Source organism: Cognatundibacterium jejuense (assembly GCF_014284255.1).
In the GTDB taxonomy this organism is placed as follows: domain Bacteria; phylum Pseudomonadota; class Gammaproteobacteria; order Burkholderiales; family Burkholderiaceae_D; genus Undibacterium; species Undibacterium jejuense.
In genome coordinates this window covers 1-19,615 of record NZ_JACOFV010000003.1, presented here as the reverse complement: position 1 = coordinate 19,615, position 19,615 = coordinate 1, and the positions used below count along the sequence as shown (strand labels likewise).

The window sequence follows — 19,615 nt, the reverse complement described above, 5'->3', positions numbered from 1 at the left end:
CAACAACGGAGACAACATGAAAAAACTCGGGCTGATCGCCATCCTTTTCTCTATCGCCCTCGCGCCATTTGCGTATGCCGAAGATTCTCCAGTTGGTCTTTGGAAAAATATCGACGACAAAACAGGTAAGCCGAAAGCCTTAATTCGTATCATCGACAACAGCGGTGAATTGCAAGGGAAAATCGAGCGCTTGTTTCTTGAGCCAGATGCAGACAAAAATCCTAAATGCGACAAATGTGAAGGCGTCAACAAAGATCAGCCGATTATCGGGATGACGATTTTGTTTGGTTTGAAGAAAGACGGCGATGAATACACCGGCGGGAAAATTCTTGACCCGGGCAATGGCAAACTATACAGCAGCAAAATTACGCCGGTAGAAAACTACAAAAAACTCAATGTGCGCGGTTATATAGGCACACCATTTTTGGGACGTTCACAAATTTGGGTGCGAGAACAATAATTCAATCAACGAATAATCATTAAATAATCTAAAAAAGGGAGCAGCGGCTCCCTTTTTTATTATCGACCGAAATGGTAATTGGTAGGGCTGATCCAACCCACGCCGCTCATCAATGCGAATCGGAATTTGGCGGGTTACCGCCGGCCACAAAACTCAATCCGTTTTTTTATTAAAAACTATGACCTACTTTGATCACAGCCAGGTTTGCGCCCGGGTTAGGATGTTTGATTGCGCCATTTGAAAAATGCTGTACCTTCAACGCTACATCCCAGCCACTGTCAAATACATAACCTACGCCTAAATGATCACCGAACTGAAATGCGGTAGAAAACTGACGATTATTATTGCTGTAAATATGTGAAAACAGATGAAAACCAATCGCCGCTTCACCGTACAAACCTTTTCGGTTGTCGTTTTGCCAGCGGAATACGGGCGTGATGCCGATATCGGTAATATTCTGCGTATCTCCCTCAACACCTTTATAGGCATTGTTACGCCATTGGGTCAGTGTTGCATCCCAATAGCCACCGATGAAGTTACCATTCGATTTATACCATTGGTTGTCCCAGTTCCATTGCGCACCTGCACGCACAAATTGAGAACGGTTACCGGAAGCAAATTCACCTGATACTGAATCGATTGCGGATGCATTCAAATGCAACAGCGCCAATCCCAATCCAGCTAATATTATTTTTCGATTCAAGATTTTCATATATTGGGTCTACAAGTTGTCAAGACAGCAGCGGTACAGAATAGCATAAATTCGATTTTCACAAGCAACATCACTTCATTTGAAAAGCGTTATCATAAGAACGAGATAATAACGCGAACTGCCAACAACAAATGATGATGATGCAACATAAGAAAGAACATATCGCCTTTTTAGGCACAGGGCTGATGGGATTACCAATGGCTATGCGCTTATTGCAAGCGGGCTATCCACTTACCGTCTGGAATCGCACCAAAGCCAAAACACAGCCGCTTGCCTTGGCTGGTGCAAAAGTCACTGATTCCGCTGCCGCTGCCGTCAATCGCGATGGTTGGCATGCCGATATCATCATTACGATGCTAGATTCTGGCCCGGTAGTTGAAGAAGTATTGACACAAATTTTACCAGTACTAAGCACAGGTAGCATCGTGATTGACATGAGCTCAACCAAACAATCGGAAGCGCTTAAGTTCCACGCTTTACTTGAAAAGCAAACAGTTGCATTCATCGATGCACCGGTTTCCGGCGGCGTGATCGGCGCACAAAACGGCAAGCTCGCTATTATGGCCGGCGCAAGTGAAATCAGTTTCTCTCGCGTAAAAGAGGTCTTATCAGTTTTTGGTCAGGTCACACGCGTTGGCGAACCTGGAAGTGGTCAACTGGCTAAGTTGTGCAATCAACTTATCGTCGGCGGCACCATCAACATCGTGGCGGAAGCGCTTTTACTGGCGCAAGCTGGCGGCGCTGATCCTGCCGCTGTACGCCAAGCCTTGCGCGGTGGCTTTGCCGAAAGCCGGATATTGGAAGTACACGGCCAACGCATGCTCGACCGTAACTTTACTCCTGGCGGACAAGTGAAATCACAAGCCAAGGACATGCGCAATATACTGGACGCAGCAAAGAGTTTTCAGCTCGATTTGCCACTGACGAATCAAGCTGCCGCTATTTTTGAACACTTGCTCACCAGTCATCCGGGCGCCGATCATTCTGCGGCGTTGCTTGAATTAGAAAATAGGAATTCAGGAATACGCTTAGGAAAGCAAGAAAATCAACTTCCTTAGAATGGGGTAAACAGTTCTAAAAAAAAATGAAAACCACGAAAAATTGATGTTCTAAGAATCAAAAATCACCAAAGCTTTAATCGAAAATTTTTACTAATTTTTTGAGGAAAAGTGAGTGCAAGTAAATATAAAATCACTTTTTTAATGTTATATTTTTTAATGTTTATACTTATACCATTTCTCTCAATTCGCAGATGATCCATGAAGGCCATCATTTGAAGAAGAAATTTAAGGATCCAAAAACAGCATAATTTGGATGCGATGGATAGTATAACTGCATTCCCTGCAAATCTTGCCTCAGAAACATCCTGTAAATAGCACTTCAGGTTCTTTAATTTAACAAACTGCACCTTAGGCCTGAAGACACCCTCGATTTGCGCTCAAATTGCTTGCCTTGACGAGATTTAGGCGATAGCATCAAGCGTTGGAATACTGCCATCATTAAAAAGAACGATCATGCTTTTTTTTAGTTTTCAAATCAGGTAAAAATAGCGAATATTACAAACACAATAACGAACAGAGACGAGGAAATTTATGGATAAGTTTTGGCTTAAATCCTACCCGCAAGGGATGCCTGCAGAAATTGATGTCACGCAGTATCAATCGTTGGTGCAGTTGTTAGAAGAAGCATTTAAAAAATTTGCCGCACGTAATGCCTATGCTTGTATGGGGAAATTATTGACGTATGGCGAACTCGATACGATGTCGCGTCAGGTAGCAGCCTGGTTGCAACAGCGCGGCCTCAAAAAAGGTGCCCGTGTTGCCATCATGATGCCTAACGTGCTGCAGTATCCAGTAGTGATGGCGGCGATTTTACGTGCTGGCTATGCTGTAGTGAACGTGAACCCACTGTACACTCCGCGCGAATTAGAGCATCAGCTAAAAGATTCCGGCGCCGAAGCGATTTTTATCCTCGAAAATTTTGCGACCACACTGGAACATGTGATTGCCAAAACCGACGTCAAGCATGTTGTCCTAGCGAGTATGGGCGATATGTTAGGCGGTTTCAAAGGCACCTTAGTTAATTTTGTTGTTCGCAATGTTAAAAAAATGGTGCCGGCATTTAAGCTGCCGACCGCGATTCGCTTCAACAAAATGCTGTCGGATGCCCGTCAATTGAGTTTTAAACCTGTAGAGATTTTGCACACGGATGTAGCTTTTCTGCAATACACCGGTGGCACGACTGGTGTTTCAAAAGGGGCGACACTGACACATCGCAATGTTGTTGCTAACGTTTTGCAAAACGACGCATGGTTGTCACCTGGTATGGCGGGGCATGAACACGAATCCAAAGTGATCGTTTGCGCGTTGCCGCTTTACCATATTTTTGCGTTGACAGTATGCAGCTTGCTTGGAACCCGCATTGGTGCGATGAATTTGTTGATTCCAAATCCTCGTGACATTCCGGGTTTTGTTAAAGAATTGCAGAATTACAAAATCAATATTTTCCCTGCCGTGAATACTTTGTATAACGGTCTGTTGAACAATCCTGACTTTGCTAAGCTCGATTTTTCTGGCTTGGAAATTTGTAGTGGCGGTGGTATGGCAGTACAAAAAGCAGTAGCCGACAAGTGGCTCCATGTCACCGGTTGTGCGATTGCAGAGGGTTATGGTTTATCTGAAACTTCACCAGTAGCAACGGCAAATCTGGCGAACACCAAAGAGTTTTCCGGCACCATAGGCATGCCGATTCCTTCGACAGAAATTCTGATCCTTGATGATGATGGTAATCCAGTTCCACTGGGGCATCCAGGTGAAATCGCAATTCGTGGTCCACAAGTCATGGTCGGCTACTGGAACCGTCCGGATGAAACAGCCAAGGTGATGACAGCTGATGGCTTCTTCAAAACTGGTGACGTCGGGATTATGGATTTCCGCGGTTACACGACGATTGTTGACCGCAAAAAAGATATGATTCTGGTGTCTGGCTTTAATGTCTATCCAAATGAGATCGAAGGCGTAGTCGCGCTGCATCCAGGCGTACTCGAATGCGCCTGTATCGGTGTGCCAGATGCTAATTCTGGTGAAGCCGTGAAATTGTTTGTGGTACGCAAAGATCCTAATCTGACCGTTGATCAACTCATGGATTATTGCAAAGAGCAATTCACCGCCTACAAAAAACCGAAGTACATTGAATTCCGCATGGAGTTACCGAAAACCAACGTCGGTAAAATTCTGCGCCGTGAATTACGTGACGAGAAAAAAGCAGCTTAAAAAATAAAATGGAAGGCAACGCGCCTTCCATTTTATTTTGTTCGGGTGCTAGCTGCACTGATAGGTTGTTGCATCGATATGAGGGGTTGCATCCGCTCAATAATCAATGAAATTAGCGTTTATAATAAAAAACTAGTCAGTAAAATATCAGGCTGTGACTACACCAGTTTTTCCATCTTCCACCACAAAAGTCTGCAACGTACTGATCCCCGAATCCGCCCTCAAGACATCGTCCAGCGCCACAAACTGGGTCAGCATTTTTTTCTCTGTAATTTCCATCAATATATAACCGCGTTTATCACTACGGCCATATTTGATGTGACGGTTTCGAGCCAAAATTTGCTCGGTACTTTCTTGCGGGCGTGAATTGGACGTAATCGACGTGCCGCAAAATTCAGTAGCAATAACCGGATTACTCGCCGATGCTTTTGCATCAAAATCGCGCTTCAGATTTGCCGCATAAAACGTATGTACATCACCTGAAATGACGACAGGATTGGCGGGCTGATGCTTTTGAATATCTTCCAATAATCGTTGACGTCCGGCGGGGCAACCATCCCAACCGTCAGTCCAGAATTTTGCTTCTGGCGTATGAAAATCAGCACCTACATCACATTGTGCCATCAAGGTTTGTTGCGTCAGAATATTCCATTTCGCTTGGGAACTGGCAAAACCACGCGCGAGCCATTGCTCTTGTTCAGTGCCAAGCAATGTGCGGGTAGAATCACGCAAATCACTACATTCAGCACGGCTAACGATACTGGAACCACCCTGCCCCGCTTTGACGCACGGTTGATAAGACCGGTACTGCCTGTCATCGACCACATGAAAACGAGCTAACCGTCCCCAGTCATAGCGATCATAAATCCGCATATGGGAAAATTGTTCAGAAGTGGTGGTCGGCTGTTGCAGGCGCACAGGCATATGTTCATAAAATGCCTGATAAGCAGCAGCGCGTCGTTGCAAGAAATTCAGGTCTAATCGCTCGTCTCTGTCATTGCCGTAATCATTACTGACTTCATGATCATCCCAGGTCACAATCCAAGGCGCGGCATGATGTGCCTCTTGTAGTAAGGGATCGGTTTTATATTGAGCATAACGGGAACGGTATTCTGCTAAGCTGAAACTCTCTATATCCCGGCGTCGCGGTTTTAGTGGGTGCTTGGTATCGTAAGGTCCCCATTCATAAATGTAGTCACCGAGAAAAGCCACCAAATCCGGTGCTGACCGCGCTATATGATGGTGTGCTGCATATTCGCCAAACTCCCAATGCTGACACGATGCAACAGCCAGTTTTAAGCTGCTCCCTTGGGCATCAACTGCCGGTGCGGTGCGGGTACGACCATAGGGACTAACTGCATCACCCACCATAAATCGATACCAATACCAGCGATCCGGACGCAACGCAGTCACATCCACATGCACACTATGCGCCAGCTCGGGCAAAGCAATCGCTTCGCCTTTATCGACAATGCGCTTAAATGCTTCGTCCTCTGCGATTTCCCAACGCACTTTATACGCCACTGGTGGCAACAGTAATGAATTCAAAGGTCCAGGCAACAGCCGGGTCCACAACACCACACTGTCATGTCGCGGCGAACCAGATGCCACACCCAAAGTAAATGGGTAGGATGGCGTACCACCGGATATTTTCTCAGCGGCATAGCCTGGAAACGCCTGTGCCAGTGCTGCCAGCGAACCAAGTTGTAAAGACCGCTGCAAAAATTGACGCCGCGACCACATTTTATTTGCCAGCGGAAAATGCCTCAATTGCTTCTAAAGGCGGAATCTGGCGTGGCTTACGATCTTCACCGGTTGCTACATAGGTCAAGGTTGCTTCAGTCACCTTCACGGTATCAGCTTGCAACCGGTTTCGCTCCGCATAGACTTCGACTGCAATCGTGATCGAGGTATTGCCGACTTTGACCACGTCTGCGTAAAACGATAACAAATCACCAACAAATACCGGCTGTTTAAACAAAAATGAATTCACCGCAATGGTCGCCACACGGCCATTGGCGCGTCGGGCAGCCGGAATCGCGCCCGCAATATCCACCTGCGCCATAATCCAGCCACCGAACACGTCACCATGCACATTGGCATCGGAAGGCATAGGCATCACACGCAAAGTAGGCATGTGTGGAGGAAGCGTGGTTTGGGTATGGTTTGTCATCATTATCTTTCTAAAACTAAATCATTTGAATTGGGTGCAACATCAATGCAAAAACTATTCCTGAGAGGCTGACCGCGCAGACAGTACACATCAGACGCTGCTAACGGTTACAATCTGAAGCGTAAGTCCAAGCTTAAATTCAAGCTTAGCTCGCAAATCAACAAAGTAAAGATCGTCCTGTAGCAAGGCTTTCACCGCATTGCTTTTGACCTGAAATTACCCGGAACACGTACGCCAGCTTTTGCCAGCAGGGCTGACATCATAAACTACTTCTAGAAAAGACTCTTACGATGCGCAATCGCAGAGAAAACACCGGCAACAGCGTGCCACCCGCTGCACCTGTAAATCGTCAACGTAGTGATTGGGCAACCATCAAGACGCTGTTACCGTATTTGTGGGCGTATAAGCTACGCGTCCTGCTCGCTTTGAGTATGTTGGTCGGCGCAAAATTAGCTACGGTAGGCGTGCCTTTGGTGTTAAAGCGCTTAGTGGACAGTATGACCATTACACCGACGCATCCGGCCGCGATGGTCGTGTTACCGATTAGCTTAATCATTGCTTACGGCGCTTTACGCTTATCGACGACCGTCTTTACCGAGCTACGCGAGTTTGTATTTGCAAAAGTGACGCAAAGAGCGGTTCGCAACATTGCGCTCAAGGTATTTCGCCATCTCCATGCGTTGTCTTTGCGTTTTCATCTGAACCGCCAAACTGGTGGTGTGACGCGGGATATCGAACGCGGAACGCGTGCCGTTTCTTCATTGGTTGCTTATGCACTGTTCAGTATTTTTCCGACCTTGTTAGAAATCACGCTGGTATTAATTTATCTGAGTACGCATTACGATAAGTGGTTTAGTATCATCACGTTTGTCGCGCTCACGACCTATATCGTGTTTACGATTTCAGTCACAGAATGGCGTACGCATTTCCGTCGCACCATGAATGACCTCGACTCTAAAGCCAGTACCAAAGCCATCGATTCTTTATTGAACTACGAAACCGTGAAGTATTTCGGTAACGAAGAATACGAAGCACAACGCTATGATCAGGGTTTAAAAAATTACGAAACAGCGGCAGTCAAATCACAGAGCAGTTTGTCTTTATTAAATACCGGCCAATCGATGATCATTGCCACCGCCGTGACCTTGATTTTATGGCGTGCAACACAAGGTGTCATAGACGGAAATATGAGCATCGGTGATCTGGTGTTGGTCAATTCCTTCATGCTGCAATTGTATATGCCTTTGAATTTTCTCGGCGTGCTCTATCGCGAAATCAAACAAAGTCTGGCGGACATGGAAAAACTGTTTTCCTTACTTGATCAGAATCAGGAAATCGCAGATCCAGTTAGTGCCAAACCATTGATGATCAAACATCAACAGGGTGGCGAAATTGTCTTCAATCACGTCGATTTCAGCTACGAAAGCAAGCGTCAGATTTTGTTTGATGTCGACTTTAAAATTGCCGCCGGCACTACCACGGCAGTGGTTGGTCATAGTGGTTCAGGCAAATCAACCTTGTCCCGTTTGCTGTTCCGTTTTTATGATATCCAAGCCGGCACCATCAGCATCGATGGGCAGGATTTACGTCAGGTAACACAAGCATCAGTACGCGCTGCGATCGGTATCGTACCGCAAGATACGGTGCTGTTTAACGACACGATTGAATACAATATCGGCTACGGCAAACCTGGCGCAACGAAAGAAGAAATCGTCGCCGTTGCCAAGGCGGCGTATATCCATGAATTTATCGAATCACTACCCGACGGTTATCAATCGATGGTGGGTGAGCGCGGCTTAAAATTATCTGGCGGTGAAAAGCAACGTGTGGCTATTGCGCGTACGTTACTGAAGAATCCAGCTATCCTCATTTTTGACGAAGCGACCTCGGCACTCGATTCGCGCTCTGAACAAATGATACAAACGCAGTTAAAAGAAATTGCTCGCAGCCGCACCAGCCTGGTGATTGCGCATCGCTTGTCGACCATCGTCGATGCACATCAAATTTTGGTCATGGACAATGGCAGGATTATTGAACGCGGCACACATCAGGAACTGTTAAATTTACAGGGCGCTTACGCACAAATGTGGGAACGTCAACAAACCGGCATTACTGACAATGACGGCAATACTGAAGACGAGCAATTACAAGTAGCAGGGGTGTAAATGGAAACCAAGTGGTTAGAAGATTTTGTCTCACTCGCAGAAACCAATAGCTTTAGCCGTTCGGCAGAATTACGGCACGTAACGCAGCCGGCTTTTTCTCGTCGTATCCAATCGTTAGAAGCTTGGTTAGGCAGTGATCTGATTGACCGCACATCATATCCGACCCGTTTAACCCATGCAGGTGAAGTGTTTTACGAACAAGCGATTGCGATGTTGGGGCAAATCAATAACGCCCGCGCTTTGTTGCGTGGTAAGCGCACCACTACCCAGACCACGATCGATTTTGCGGTTCCGCATACACTATCGCTCACGTATGTGCCGCGTTGGCTGACGGGCCTGGAAGCAACGTTTGGAGAAATCCATAGCCGCTTGCTGGCTTTGAATGTACATGATGCGGTCATGACCTTGGTCGAAGGTGGTTGCGATCTCTTATTGTGCTACCACCACCCGCGCCAGCCTTTACTGCTCGACGCAAGTCAGTACGACATGATCAGCATGGGTCATGAAGCATTACGCGCCTACACCCGCTGCGACAAACAAGGCAATCCAGAGTTACTTTTGCCCGGTAATGAAAACGAACCGATACCGTTTTTAGCCTATGCAAACAATGCCTATCTGGGACGCATGGTGGATCTGATTCTAAACGACACCCGCACGCCTTTGCATCTGGAAAAATGTTACGAAACCGATATGGCAGAAGGCTTAAAAATGATGGCACTCGAAGGCCGCGGTATCGCCTTTTTGCCAGAATCCGCCGTCACTCGTGAGATCAAACAAAAACAACTCGCACGTGCCGACGACGGCACCGGCGCATGGGAAGTCAACATGGAAATTCGCCTCTATCGCGAACGCCCATCATTACAAAGACCCGGCAAAATGATCGTCTCACGATTATGGGATTATCTGGAACAGCTTCAGACCGCAGAAAATAAAAAAGCGCACAGGGCAGCGAAGCGAGTTTAGTACTTTGGGTAGTGCTGGATGCAACCCGCATAGTGATGGCGAATTACACGGCTCAGGCGGCTTGCCCCCCATGATGTACCTTGTCGTCGGTCCACTTTCATAGTTATGCAATTCCTGCATAGATTAATGCAAACAAAGCATTGGCTGAACAATGACCAGAACGACTACTATGCCTCACCTTTTTAGTGCGAATTTAAAAATAACGCACCAAAAGAAGCCATTTTTTGTCTTTTCTGTTTACATCATCAGGAGATACCATGTCCAGCCAACACCAGATCCCGTCCTATCTTACCCCGACAGAGACCGGTCCTTGGTCCGTTTACCTCGAGCAGATTGATCGCGTCACCCCTTACCTCGGCAACCTGTCGCGTTGGGTAGAAACGCTGAAGCGCCCAAAACGTATTCTGGTGGTGGATGTGCCTATCGAACGTGATGACGGCACGATTGCCCATTTTGAAGGCTATCGTGTGCAGCACAACACTTCCCGTGGTCCAGGTAAAGGCGGCGTGCGTTTCCACCAAGACGTGACTTTGTCGGAAGTGATGGCCTTATCAGCCTGGATGACGATCAAGAACTCCGCGGTTAACGTTCCATACGGTGGCGCCAAAGGCGGTATCCGTGTTGATCCTAAAACCCTGTCTAAGGGCGAATTGATGCGTATGACACGTCGTTATACGTCTGAAATCGGTATCATCATCGGACCAGACAAAGATATTCCTGCACCAGACGTCAATACCAACGAGCAAACCATGGCATGGATGATGGATACCTATTCCATGAATGAAGGCCGCACCGCAACTGGCGTTGTGACTGGTAAACCAATTTCTCTCGGTGGTAGTTTAGGTCGTCGTGAAGCAACTGGGCGCGGTGTATTTGTAGTAGGCTCTGAAGCCGCAGCTAAACGTGGCTTGAACATCTCAGGCGCAAAAATCGCTGTACAAGGTTTTGGTAACGTCGGCGGTATCGCAGCACGTTTGTTTGCAGAAGCTGGGGCGAAAATCGTTGCTGTTCAAGATCACGGCGGCACGATTTTCCATTCCAACGGCCTGGATGTGAATAAACTGTTAGAACACGTTGCAGCTAAAGGTAGCGTTGCTGGTTTCGAGGGTATTGAAGCGGTATTGCCGGATCACGAATTCTGGTCAGTCAATTGCGACATTATGATTCCAGCAGCACTGGAACAGCAAATCACCACCAAAAACGCGGATCAGATCAAAGCCAAAATCATTCTGGAGGGCGCAAACGGCCCAACGACACCAGAAGCGGATGACATTCTGCGCGACAAAGGTGTGTTGGTGGTGCCAGACGTGATCGCTAATGCTGGTGGCGTGACTGTTTCTTACTTTGAATGGGTACAAGATTTCTCCAGCTACTTCTGGTCTGAAGACGAAATCAATCAACGTCTGACCCGTATCATGAAAGAAGCATTTACATCGGTATGGCAAGTAACTGAAGACAAGAAGGTATCCCTGCGTACTGCAGCGTTTATCATCGGTTGCTCACGCGTCTTGCAAGCCCGTGAAGTGCGTGGTCTGTATCCATAATCTGTAAAGCATAGTCACACGAGCAAATTTTTTTGCATGTAATGTGGTAACTGCAACGCCCATCGCCTAAGCTGGAACTGAGTTAGAACTCAATCGAATCCAGTACCTTAGGTTAATGGGCGTTTTTATTTGTCGTAAACACACAATGGTGCTTTTTTAACGCGTTAAAGCTTCAAAAAAATCAATTTCTGATAGCAAGGATTGATGCAAATGCGACACAAAATAATTAACTTTTAAAAAACTAATTATCAATAAATAATTCATTTAAAACACTATTTGTCTTTATATTAAGAAGAAAAATACGACATTTACCTTACAAAGTTTTGAAAGAAATTGCAATTTCCCTTGAACAACTAAGTGGTTTGTCATTACCATCCTGAGCTACTTAACTCGGAGGTCTTATGAAAGTAGTGCAAAAATGGTTGAAGGCAAGTTTACCTTGCGTGCTGGCTTTCGGAATTCCGCTTACATGCGCAGCCGATACTCTCAGCAATATCAAAGCAACCCAAACTATCACAATCGCACATCGTGAATCTTCTGTGCCGTTTTCCTATTTGGTCGATGGTAAGCCTGTCGGCTATTCAATGGATATTTGCCTTAAGTTTGTGGACGCTATCAAAAAAGAACTCAAGCTCCCCCAATTAAAGGTCAACTACTTGCCGGTGACATCGAGTAATCGTATTGCTGCGATTATCGATGGCAAAGCGGATATGGAGTGCGGTTCGACAACTAATAATGCTGAACGCCGCAAGCAAGTCAGTTTTACTATTCCTCATTTTTTTGCTGCGGCTCGCATGGTGGTGCGTAGTGATGCTGGCATTAAAAATTGGCCCGATTTGAAAGATAAAAAAGTTGTCACTACCAAAGGAACCACGACCGTCAAATTACTCAATGACCGCGATAAAGTGCGCGGACTGAATGTGCGTTTTCTTGAAGGCAGTGAACACGCAGAATCATTTTCGATGGTAGAAAAATTTCAAGCCGATGCTTTTGTGATCGATGATGTATTGTTGTATGGCTTACGCGCAAATAATGCTAATCCAGATAAATTCACCATTGTTGGCGATGCTCTATCCACGGAACCCTACGCCATTATGTTACGCAAAGATGATCCAGCATTCAAAGATCTGTTGGATCGAGAAATGGCAAAAATGATGAACGATGGTGACGTCACAAAACTCTACGACAAATGGTTTAAAAAGCCGATTGCACCTAAAGGTATCAATTTGAATATGCCGATGGGCTTTTTATTGCGCGATAACATTCGTTTTCCTAGCGATAAAGTTGCTGATTAACATCCTGACAACAATAAAGCCGCTCATAGCGTTATCGCATGGTACGCCCCATGAGGTAACGCCATACACTGATAATTTTTTGTGGTTTGTGCGATTTTTATGGTTATAAAAAGGGTGTGAAAGCCTTAAAAATTACTTACAACTTAATTTTAAAATATGAATGCATAGATCGCATGTTTTGATACACTCTGTTATACGAATTTCGTCGTTTAATTTTGGAGACAGTATGAAATTATTGAAAACATTAGTTTTGATGATCAGTGTTGGTATGACGTGTAACGCAGCACAGGCGCAAGAGAGTGGAACATTAAAAAAAATCAAAGACAGCGGCACCATCATTCTAGGTGTACGCGATTCATCTATTCCGTTTTCTTACCTCGATGATAAGCAATCGTATCAAGGTTACTCGGTTGACCTGTGTATGAAGATTGTGACTTCAGTGCAGCGACAATTAGGTTTAAGCACATTAAATGTGAAGTTGAACCCGGTAACCTCAGCAACACGTATTCCCTTGATGGCCAACGGCACTATCGATCTGGAATGCGGCTCTACCACCAATAATCTAGAACGTCAAAAACAAGTATCGTTTGCGCCAACAACATTTGTTACCGCTAACCGTATCCTGTCTAAAAAATCGGCTCACATTAAATCGCTTGCCGATTTACGCGGTAAAGTCGTCGTTTCAACATCGGGAACTTCGAACTTGAAACAATTAACGACCTTAAATGCAGATCAAAACCTGGGCATCAATATTCTGCCTGCGAAAGATCATGCTGAGGCTTTCCTGATGGTAGAAACTGGCCGCGCTGCTGCGTTTGTGATGGATGATATTTTGCTCGCATCACTGGCAGCAAATTCTAAATCCCCATCCGATTTCGAAATCAGTAAAGAAGCCTTATCGGTAGAACCATATGGCATCATGCTGCGTAAAGATGATCCTGCATTCAAAAAGGCAGTCGATACGGCGATCAGTAACATCTTGACTTCGGGTGACATCAATCGCATCTACGATAAATGGTTCATGCAACCAATTCCACCAAAAAGTATTACGTTGAACTGGCCTATCTCTGACCAATTTAAAGCAGTCATTGCAAAACCAACTGATTCCGGTGAGCCATCAGCGTATGCAGCTGTACCAGAAGCGCAAAAAGCCGTACTGAAAAAGAAAAAGTAATCTTTTCTGAATTGAGCCACATCATTTGCTGTTGATTGGTTCAAGGATGATCAAAGAGCGGGGGGTGAGTTCACCTCCCCTTTTATTTGGAATAGTTGAAATATTACTTTCACCAGAATGTAAAAGGTGGCATGCGTGCTATCTTTTAGTAGTCGACAATCAGAAGTGCGAATCAGAAATACAAATCGAGAGATGGTAGTGAGGAGATACACATGAATTACAACTGGAACTGGCAGATTTTCTGGGAGGATGCGCCAGATGGCACGGGCACTTACCTTGACTCCCTGATTTCTGGCATGCAATGGACATTAGCCACCGCGGGAGCGGGTTGGGTGATTGCGCTGGTATTGGGAGCAATCATCGGTACCATGCGCACGGCACCGAATAAATGGATGGCAAAATCGGCCAATGCTTACGTCGAGTTATTTCGGAATATTCCTTTATTGGTACAGATGTTCCTCTGGTATTTCGTCATGCCTGAAGTTGTGCCAACCGCACTTGGTGACTGGCTCAAATCATTACCCAATATGGCGTTCATTACTGCCGCGTTGAGTCTGGGTTTCTTTACCTCAGCCCGCGTTGCAGTCCAGGTCTCAGCAGGTATTAATGCGCTGCCACGCGGTCAACTCATGGCAGGGACTGCGCTTGGCTTAACCTTGCCGCAAACCTATCTTTACGTGCTGCTGCCGATGGCGTTTCGCATCATCATTCCTTCACTGACGAATGAAGTCGCGGCGATCATTAAAAACAGCTCGGTCGCTTCCAGTATTTTTGTGGTTGAACTGATGCAAAGTGCCCGTTCCATGCAAGAATTTTCAGCACAAGTATTTGAAGCATTTACAGCCGTAACGCTGATCTATCTTGGTATCTCCGTCATTGCGATTCTCTTGTCGAATTTGCTGGAACGGGTCACCGCAGTTCCGGGGTTCATTACCTCTGGCTCCGCTAAAGTGAAAGGGAATTGATCATGTTAGGCTCTTTCGACTTTGATGTGATTCAACGCACCTGGCAGCATTTGATTTTTGAAGGTCTGTTATTCACGGTTAAATTAACATTGGTCGCCATGCTGGGTGGCATCATCCTCGGTACCGTGCTGGCAATGATGCGCTTATCGAGCAATCGCCTTATTTCTTTCGTTGCCACCACCTATGTCAACCTGATTCGTTCGGTACCCCTGTTGTTGGTGATTTTCTGGTTCTATTTCCTCGCACCGTATATTGGCGCATGGATTATCGGGGCGCATGAACCAGTGCAAGTTGGCGCTTTCTCATCTTGCCTGATTACCTTCATTCTGTTTGAAGCAGCCTACTACTGCGAAATTATGCGTTCCGGTATTCAATCGATTCCGCGTGGTCAGATTTCCGCCGGGTATGCGATAGGAATGAACTACTGGCAAACGATGGCTTATATCGTTTTACCGCAAGCATTCCGCAACATGATTCCTATCTTATTGACGCAAACGATCGTGTTATTTCAAGACGTTTCCCTGGTGTCTGTGCTTGGGATTCCGGACTTTGTCGGCTCCGCCAATGCCGTTGCGCATCGTGATGGACGATTGGTAGAAATGTATACCTTTGTGGCCGTCATCTATTTCATTTTATGTTTTAGCTTGTCTAGCCTGGTTAAAAAATTACAGCAAAAAGTGGCGATTATTCGCTAGGAGTGGGTCAGATTCCATTCCCCTGAAAGATTTTGGAGATAACATGATTACATTAAACAACGTTAGCAAATGGTATGGTCAGTTTCAGGTATTGACTGATTGCAGCACCCAAGTCGCCAAAGGTGAAGTGGTGGTCGTATGCGGCCCTTCTGGTTCGGGCAAATCAACACTGATCAAGACTGTCAATGGTTTAGAACCTTTCCAAAAAGGTGAGATTATTGTTGATGGCATTTCTGTGGGCGACCCCAAAACGAATTTATCCAAACTGCGCGCTCGCATCGGTATGGTGTTTCAAAACTTTGAGCTGTTCCCACATTTAACTATCCGGCAAAATCTGACGCTGGGTCAGGTCAAAGTATTGGGACGTTCTGAAGATGAAGCGACAGAACGTGGATTGAAATATCTGGACCGCGTCGGGCTGTTGAATCAGAAAGATAAATTTCCTGGTCAATTGTCCGGTGGTCAGCAACAACGTGTGGCGATCGCCCGTGCCTTATCGATGGATCCTATCGCCATGTTATTTGACGAGCCGACATCAGCACTTGACCCTGAAATGATCAATGAAGTGCTGGACGTGATGGTAGGTCTGGCACAAGAAGGCATGACCATGATGGTGGTGACGCATGAAATGGGTTTTGCCAAAAAAGTAGCAAACCGCATCGTTTTCATGGACAAAGGTGTCATTGTCGAAGATTGTCCCAAAGATGATTTCTTTACCAATGCCCGCTCAGATCGCGCCCGCGATTTCCTGGCGAAGATCATCGCGCATTAAGCAAGGATCAGCAAATGTGAAACCTGTTTCTGCGTTTGTTCATCACGGATGACAAATGTAGATGCGGTTTCACACCGTCTTTAAATATACTCCCCCAATATTTTTAATTTTTACCCTATTTGTCATTATCAAACATGGGAGAAAATTACATACTATGGTGGAGTATATTTTTATCCTTTCAGCCTGTCGTGCAGAAAGGTAAAATGATGGCTATCGAGAATTTGACACCGAAAGCGATCATGTCCACACCATCCTCACAATCTCTGACCATCACCCGACCAGACGACTGGCATTTGCATTTGCGTGATGGCGCCGCACTCGCAAGCGTCTTACCGCACACTGCTGCGCAATTTGGCCGTGCCATCGTCATGCCTAACCTGAAGCCACCAGTCACGACCACGGAACAAGCCGCAGCCTATCGCGAGCGTATCCTGGCCGCGTTGCCAGCAGGGATGAAGTTTGAACCATTGATGACTTTATATCTGACCAATAACACACCACCAGATGAAATCCGACGCGCCAAGGACAGCGGTTTTGTCCATGCTGTGAAACTCTACCCGGCTGGCGCAACGACCAATTCAGATGCTGGCGTGACCGATCTGAAAAAATGCTACAAAACACTGGAAGTCATGCAAGAAGTCGGCATGCCTTTTCTGGTTCATGGCGAAGTCACTGATTCAGACATCGACTTATTCGATCGTGAAGCTGTATTTATTGATCGCGTAATGCAACCTTTACGCAAAGACATGCCAGAGCTTAAGGTCGTGTTTGAGCACATCACCACCAGCGATGCTGCGGCTTACGTTGCAGAAGCGCCTGGTGCGATTGCAGCGACGATTACTGCACATCATTTGCTGTACAACCGCAATGAGATCTTTAAAGGCGGCATCCGCCCGCATTACTATTGCCTGCCAGTCTTAAAGCGTGAAACCCATCGCCAGGCTTTGTTAAAAGCGGCAACATCAGGCAGCGCACGCTTTTTCCTCGGCACGGACTCCGCACCACACGCTAAAGGTGCAAAAGAGCACGCTTGCGGCTGCGCTGGATGCTATACCGCTCTGCACGCGATGGAACTGTATGCACAAGCGTTTGATCAAGCTGGTGCACTCGATAAACTCGAAGCGTTTTCCAGCTTTAATGGCCCCGATTTTTACAATCTGCCTCGCAATACTGACAAAGTTCAGTTGCTGCGGCAGGAATGGACAATGCCGGATGAGTTACCGTTCGCCGATGCCAGTATCGTGCCACTTAATAGCGGTGAAACCTTACATTGGAAATTACAGGCAGTCAGCGCCTAAGCCAGATGTCTGAACGTTTTTTTGACCAGATAGACTGGTCTGCCCGTTGGTTTGATACCGTACGCCCTTATGCGCAGCAATTGATCGCTGCGCAAGATTGGCGTGCATGCCTGAACCGGCTCGCAGGTGAAATGCAATTGCAAAATCATCTTGGGCTAGCAGTTCAGTTTATTCCGCAAGAAGAATTACCGGAAGGCACAGCATATGAGGCGCATATTAACGCGACGGGCAAAGTACCCACGCGGGAAAATCTGCATGATTTTTTTAATGCCTTAGTATGGCTGAGTTTTCCAGAAATTAAGCGTCAGCTCAATGCCTTGCAAGCCGCACAAATTGCCGCACTAGGGATAGGAAAATCGCGCGGCCCTGCGCGTGACGCTGCGACCATCTTTGATGAAAATGCAGCACTTTTAGTCGTTGAAAATTCTGAAGCTGGGGACGATTTAATTGAGGCATTACGTCTGCATCAATGGGATTCCGCTTTTGTACAACAACGATCAAAATTTGATCGTTGCGCCAAAGTTTGGAGTTTTGGTCACGCCTTAATGGAAAAATTAGTCAATCCATATAAGGCGATCACTGCGCATAGTTGGGTACTCAGAGTTGAACCACAACACTTTGCTTTATCGCGTGATAATAGTTTGATGCAGATCGACCAACTCGTATCTCAACAATTGTTGACCCATGGATTGACCACCGCTGATTACACGCCGCTACCAGTGTTAGGTATTCCTGGTTGGTGGGAAGAGCAAAATCCCGGGTTTTACGCGGATCAGAGCGTTTTCCGTCCACCACGGCAAAAAAAATAAGCGGCCAAATATTGACCGCTTATTTTGAAGGCTTATTTTGAACGCTTATTTTTCGCTGCAAGAATTCGCAGCAGGTTTTCTTTAAAGCATTAAGCTTTCACCGTTGCCTGCAACTTTTGAAATAACTGGTCTTTCAAGTGAATGCGCACTTTCTTGAGTGCTTCAAGAGCGACGTCACCTAAGTGCTCAACACCGTTCTCAGCGCGGTTAACTGCCTTATCCGTTGCTTCATACTCATCAAACAATTTTGCAAAATGCGCGTCGCTCGATTTCAGGTCATGAATTTGTTCTTTGAACTCTGGAAAATCAACAGCCAATTGGTGATGTTCAACTTGCATAATAACTCCTGAATAGATGAGGAAAATTCCTGCTGCATCTATGATATTCGCATCCGCAAAGTCAATTGTGATCCAGATCAAGGTCATGCTGAATTGATCATCATACTCGATCAATTTTCGACGAAGCACTCAAATGCTATAAAAACAAAACCCTCGCTACCTAAGTAACGAGGGTTGGTGTATGGAGCCTGACGATAACCTACTTTCACACTGGTTGCAGCACTATCATTGGCGCAGAGTCGTTTCACAGTCCTGTTCGGGATGGGAAGGGGTGGTACCAACTCGCTATGGTCATCAGGCATAACTGGGTGATTCATTGTATTTTCGCTGTTCTGAGAAATACAAAAAATCGAATTTTGTAGGGCGAGTGCGACCCGCCAAATACTATTCTGCAAATACTTCAGTGCGTGTTAGGACCGCGCTACCAAATTCATATATTTACATTTTTTATTCACATCTTCACGAAGATAGGTATCTATAAAAGACGTATCTATACTTTTATAAAAGCAAAACCCCTCGCTGTTTTCACAGAGAGGGGTTGCAATTTGGAGCCTGACGATAACCTACTTTCACACTGGTTGCAGCACTATCATTGGCGCAGAGTCGTTTCACGGTCCTGTTCGGGATGGGAAGGGGTGGTACCAACTCGCTATGGTCATCAGGCATAACTTGTCGATCTACTGTGTGTGCGTTGTTCTGCAGCCCACAGCAAATCCAATTCAGAAGAAGTTTCGTAGAGTGTGCGCTCCGAGTGATTCTCATCTCTCTTTCGCACTAATCTTGATTCATTTATTACTGGTTATGATTCGTACCAAACTCTCTTTGGCATTCACTTCATAATTTCTCTCGTAGCCTACAACCTGCTAAGGTTATAGGGACAAGCCTTACGGGCAATTAGTACTGGTTAGCTTAATGCATTACTGCACTTCCACACCCAGCCTATCAACGTCCTGGTCTCGAACGACCCTTTAAAGAGATCA

General features: G+C 46.1%; 17 protein-coding genes and 3 rRNA genes. 13 read left to right on the top strand and 7 right to left on the bottom strand.

Annotation, left to right across the window (positions count from 1 at the left end; all coding sequences use genetic code 11):
- Positions 1 to 16 precede the first annotated feature (16 nt).
- Positions 17 to 460: a DUF2147 domain-containing protein gene (locus tag H8K32_RS04405; protein WP_186911268.1), complete on the top strand. Its 444-nt coding sequence runs from the start codon at positions 17 to 19 to the stop codon at positions 458 to 460.
- 169 nt (positions 461 to 629) lie between these two features.
- On the opposite strand, the gene H8K32_RS04400 is transcribed toward H8K32_RS04405, so the two are convergent.
- Positions 630 to 1,172, bottom strand: a complete 543-nt coding sequence (locus tag H8K32_RS04400; protein ID WP_186911267.1) for an acyloxyacyl hydrolase — start codon at positions 1,170 to 1,172, stop codon at positions 630 to 632.
- Between the two features lie 137 nt (positions 1,173 to 1,309).
- On the opposite strand from H8K32_RS04400, the gene H8K32_RS04395 reads away from it, so the two are divergent.
- The gene (locus H8K32_RS04395) at positions 1,310 to 2,230 is read left to right on the top strand and encodes an NAD(P)-dependent oxidoreductase (protein WP_246447134.1); all 921 of its coding nucleotides are present in this window, start codon (positions 1,310 to 1,312) and stop codon (positions 2,228 to 2,230) included.
- A 534-nt stretch (positions 2,231 to 2,764) separates the two neighbouring features.
- A complete protein-coding gene (locus H8K32_RS04390; protein WP_186911265.1) occupies positions 2,765 to 4,444 on the top strand; it encodes a long-chain-fatty-acid--CoA ligase in 1,680 nt (559 codons plus the stop codon).
- Between the two features lie 147 nt (positions 4,445 to 4,591).
- On the opposite strand, the gene H8K32_RS04385 is transcribed toward H8K32_RS04390, so the two are convergent.
- On the bottom strand, positions 4,592 to 6,187 hold the full coding sequence (locus H8K32_RS04385) for an alkaline phosphatase D family protein (protein ID WP_186911264.1): 1,596 nt from the start codon (positions 6,185 to 6,187) through the stop codon (positions 4,592 to 4,594).
- Position 6,188: 1 nt separating this feature from the next.
- A complete protein-coding gene (locus tag H8K32_RS04380) occupies positions 6,189 to 6,617 on the bottom strand; it encodes an acyl-CoA thioesterase (RefSeq protein ID WP_246447133.1) in 429 nt (142 codons plus the stop codon).
- Positions 6,618 to 6,907: 290 nt separating this feature from the next.
- Between H8K32_RS04380 and H8K32_RS04375 the strand changes: the two genes are divergently transcribed.
- From H8K32_RS04375 to H8K32_RS04330, 10 genes are all read left to right on the top strand, one after another.
- The gene (locus tag H8K32_RS04375) at positions 6,908 to 8,782 is read left to right on the top strand and encodes an ABCB family ABC transporter ATP-binding protein/permease (protein ID WP_186911263.1); all 1,875 of its coding nucleotides are present in this window, start codon (positions 6,908 to 6,910) and stop codon (positions 8,780 to 8,782) included.
- The gene (locus tag H8K32_RS04370) at positions 8,783 to 9,745 is read left to right on the top strand and encodes a LysR family transcriptional regulator (protein WP_186911262.1); all 963 of its coding nucleotides are present in this window, start codon (positions 8,783 to 8,785) and stop codon (positions 9,743 to 9,745) included.
- Between the two features lie 257 nt (positions 9,746 to 10,002).
- Complete coding sequence (locus tag H8K32_RS04365; RefSeq protein ID WP_186911261.1) at positions 10,003 to 11,289, top strand: Glu/Leu/Phe/Val family dehydrogenase; 1,287 nt, start codon at positions 10,003 to 10,005, stop codon at positions 11,287 to 11,289.
- 401 nt (positions 11,290 to 11,690) lie between these two features.
- On the top strand, positions 11,691 to 12,584 hold the full coding sequence (locus tag H8K32_RS04360; RefSeq protein ID WP_186911260.1) for an amino acid ABC transporter substrate-binding protein: 894 nt from the start codon (positions 11,691 to 11,693) through the stop codon (positions 12,582 to 12,584).
- Positions 12,585 to 12,810: 226 nt separating this feature from the next.
- Complete coding sequence (locus H8K32_RS04355; protein ID WP_186911259.1) at positions 12,811 to 13,758, top strand: transporter substrate-binding domain-containing protein; 948 nt, start codon at positions 12,811 to 12,813, stop codon at positions 13,756 to 13,758.
- A gap of 212 nt (positions 13,759 to 13,970) precedes the next feature.
- On the top strand, positions 13,971 to 14,723 hold the full coding sequence (locus H8K32_RS04350) for an amino acid ABC transporter permease (protein ID WP_186911258.1): 753 nt from the start codon (positions 13,971 to 13,973) through the stop codon (positions 14,721 to 14,723).
- Between the two features lie 2 nt (positions 14,724 to 14,725).
- Positions 14,726 to 15,418 carry an amino acid ABC transporter permease gene (locus H8K32_RS04345; protein ID WP_186911257.1) on the top strand — a complete coding sequence of 231 codons (693 nt, stop codon included), beginning with the start codon at positions 14,726 to 14,728 and terminating at the stop codon, positions 15,416 to 15,418.
- Between the two features lie 43 nt (positions 15,419 to 15,461).
- The gene (locus tag H8K32_RS04340; RefSeq protein ID WP_186911256.1) at positions 15,462 to 16,190 is read left to right on the top strand and encodes an amino acid ABC transporter ATP-binding protein; all 729 of its coding nucleotides are present in this window, start codon (positions 15,462 to 15,464) and stop codon (positions 16,188 to 16,190) included.
- A gap of 203 nt (positions 16,191 to 16,393) precedes the next feature.
- Positions 16,394 to 17,488, top strand: coding sequence for a dihydroorotase (gene pyrC / locus H8K32_RS04335; protein ID WP_246447125.1), 1,095 nt, complete (start codon positions 16,394 to 16,396; stop codon positions 17,486 to 17,488).
- Between the two features lie 5 nt (positions 17,489 to 17,493).
- Complete coding sequence (locus tag H8K32_RS04330; RefSeq protein ID WP_186911255.1) at positions 17,494 to 18,297, top strand: DUF3025 domain-containing protein; 804 nt, start codon at positions 17,494 to 17,496, stop codon at positions 18,295 to 18,297.
- An 89-nt stretch (positions 18,298 to 18,386) separates the two neighbouring features.
- On the opposite strand, the gene H8K32_RS04325 is transcribed toward H8K32_RS04330, so the two are convergent.
- From H8K32_RS04325 to H8K32_RS04310, 4 genes are all read right to left on the bottom strand, one after another.
- A complete protein-coding gene (locus H8K32_RS04325) occupies positions 18,387 to 18,635 on the bottom strand; it encodes a YdcH family protein (protein ID WP_186911254.1) in 249 nt (82 codons plus the stop codon).
- 186 nt (positions 18,636 to 18,821) lie between these two features.
- Positions 18,822 to 18,934 (bottom strand): 5S ribosomal RNA (gene rrf, locus H8K32_RS04320).
- 251 nt (positions 18,935 to 19,185) lie between these two features.
- A 5S ribosomal RNA gene (gene rrf / locus H8K32_RS04315) occupies positions 19,186 to 19,298 on the bottom strand.
- A 210-nt stretch (positions 19,299 to 19,508) separates the two neighbouring features.
- Positions 19,509 to 19,615 (bottom strand): 23S ribosomal RNA (locus H8K32_RS04310); the annotation flags it as partial.

What these genes read in the sequence shown, in the direction of transcription:
- H8K32_RS04325 (WP_186911254.1), bottom strand. Translation starts at nt 18,635, where the DNA reads ATGCAAGTTGAACATCACCAATTGGCTGTTGATTTTCCAGAGTTCAAA.
- H8K32_RS04390 (WP_186911265.1), top strand. Translation starts at nt 2,765, where the DNA reads ATGGATAAGTTTTGGCTTAAATCCTACCCGCAAGGGATGCCTGCAGAA.
- H8K32_RS04345 (WP_186911257.1), top strand. Translation starts at nt 14,726, where the DNA reads ATGTTAGGCTCTTTCGACTTTGATGTGATTCAACGCACCTGGCAGCAT.
- H8K32_RS04405 (WP_186911268.1), top strand. Translation starts at nt 17, where the DNA reads ATGAAAAAACTCGGGCTGATCGCCATCCTTTTCTCTATCGCCCTCGCG.
- H8K32_RS04350 (WP_186911258.1), top strand. Translation starts at nt 13,971, where the DNA reads ATGAATTACAACTGGAACTGGCAGATTTTCTGGGAGGATGCGCCAGAT.
- H8K32_RS04365 (WP_186911261.1), top strand. Translation starts at nt 10,003, where the DNA reads ATGTCCAGCCAACACCAGATCCCGTCCTATCTTACCCCGACAGAGACC.
- H8K32_RS04370 (WP_186911262.1), top strand. Translation starts at nt 8,783, where the DNA reads ATGGAAACCAAGTGGTTAGAAGATTTTGTCTCACTCGCAGAAACCAAT.
- H8K32_RS04375 (WP_186911263.1), top strand. Translation starts at nt 6,908, where the DNA reads ATGCGCAATCGCAGAGAAAACACCGGCAACAGCGTGCCACCCGCTGCA.
- H8K32_RS04330 (WP_186911255.1), top strand. Translation starts at nt 17,494, where the DNA reads ATGTCTGAACGTTTTTTTGACCAGATAGACTGGTCTGCCCGTTGGTTT.
- H8K32_RS04340 (WP_186911256.1), top strand. Translation starts at nt 15,462, where the DNA reads ATGATTACATTAAACAACGTTAGCAAATGGTATGGTCAGTTTCAGGTA.
- H8K32_RS04400 (WP_186911267.1), bottom strand. Translation starts at nt 1,172, where the DNA reads ATGAAAATCTTGAATCGAAAAATAATATTAGCTGGATTGGGATTGGCG.
- H8K32_RS04380 (WP_246447133.1), bottom strand. Translation starts at nt 6,617, where the DNA reads ATGACAAACCATACCCAAACCACGCTTCCTCCACACATGCCTACTTTG.
- H8K32_RS04395 (WP_246447134.1), top strand. Translation starts at nt 1,310, where the DNA reads ATGATGCAACATAAGAAAGAACATATCGCCTTTTTAGGCACAGGGCTG.
- H8K32_RS04355 (WP_186911259.1), top strand. Translation starts at nt 12,811, where the DNA reads ATGAAATTATTGAAAACATTAGTTTTGATGATCAGTGTTGGTATGACG.
- H8K32_RS04360 (WP_186911260.1), top strand. Translation starts at nt 11,691, where the DNA reads ATGAAAGTAGTGCAAAAATGGTTGAAGGCAAGTTTACCTTGCGTGCTG.
- H8K32_RS04385 (WP_186911264.1), bottom strand. Translation starts at nt 6,187, where the DNA reads ATGTGGTCGCGGCGTCAATTTTTGCAGCGGTCTTTACAACTTGGTTCG.
- pyrC (WP_246447125.1), top strand. Translation starts at nt 16,394, where the DNA reads ATGATGGCTATCGAGAATTTGACACCGAAAGCGATCATGTCCACACCA.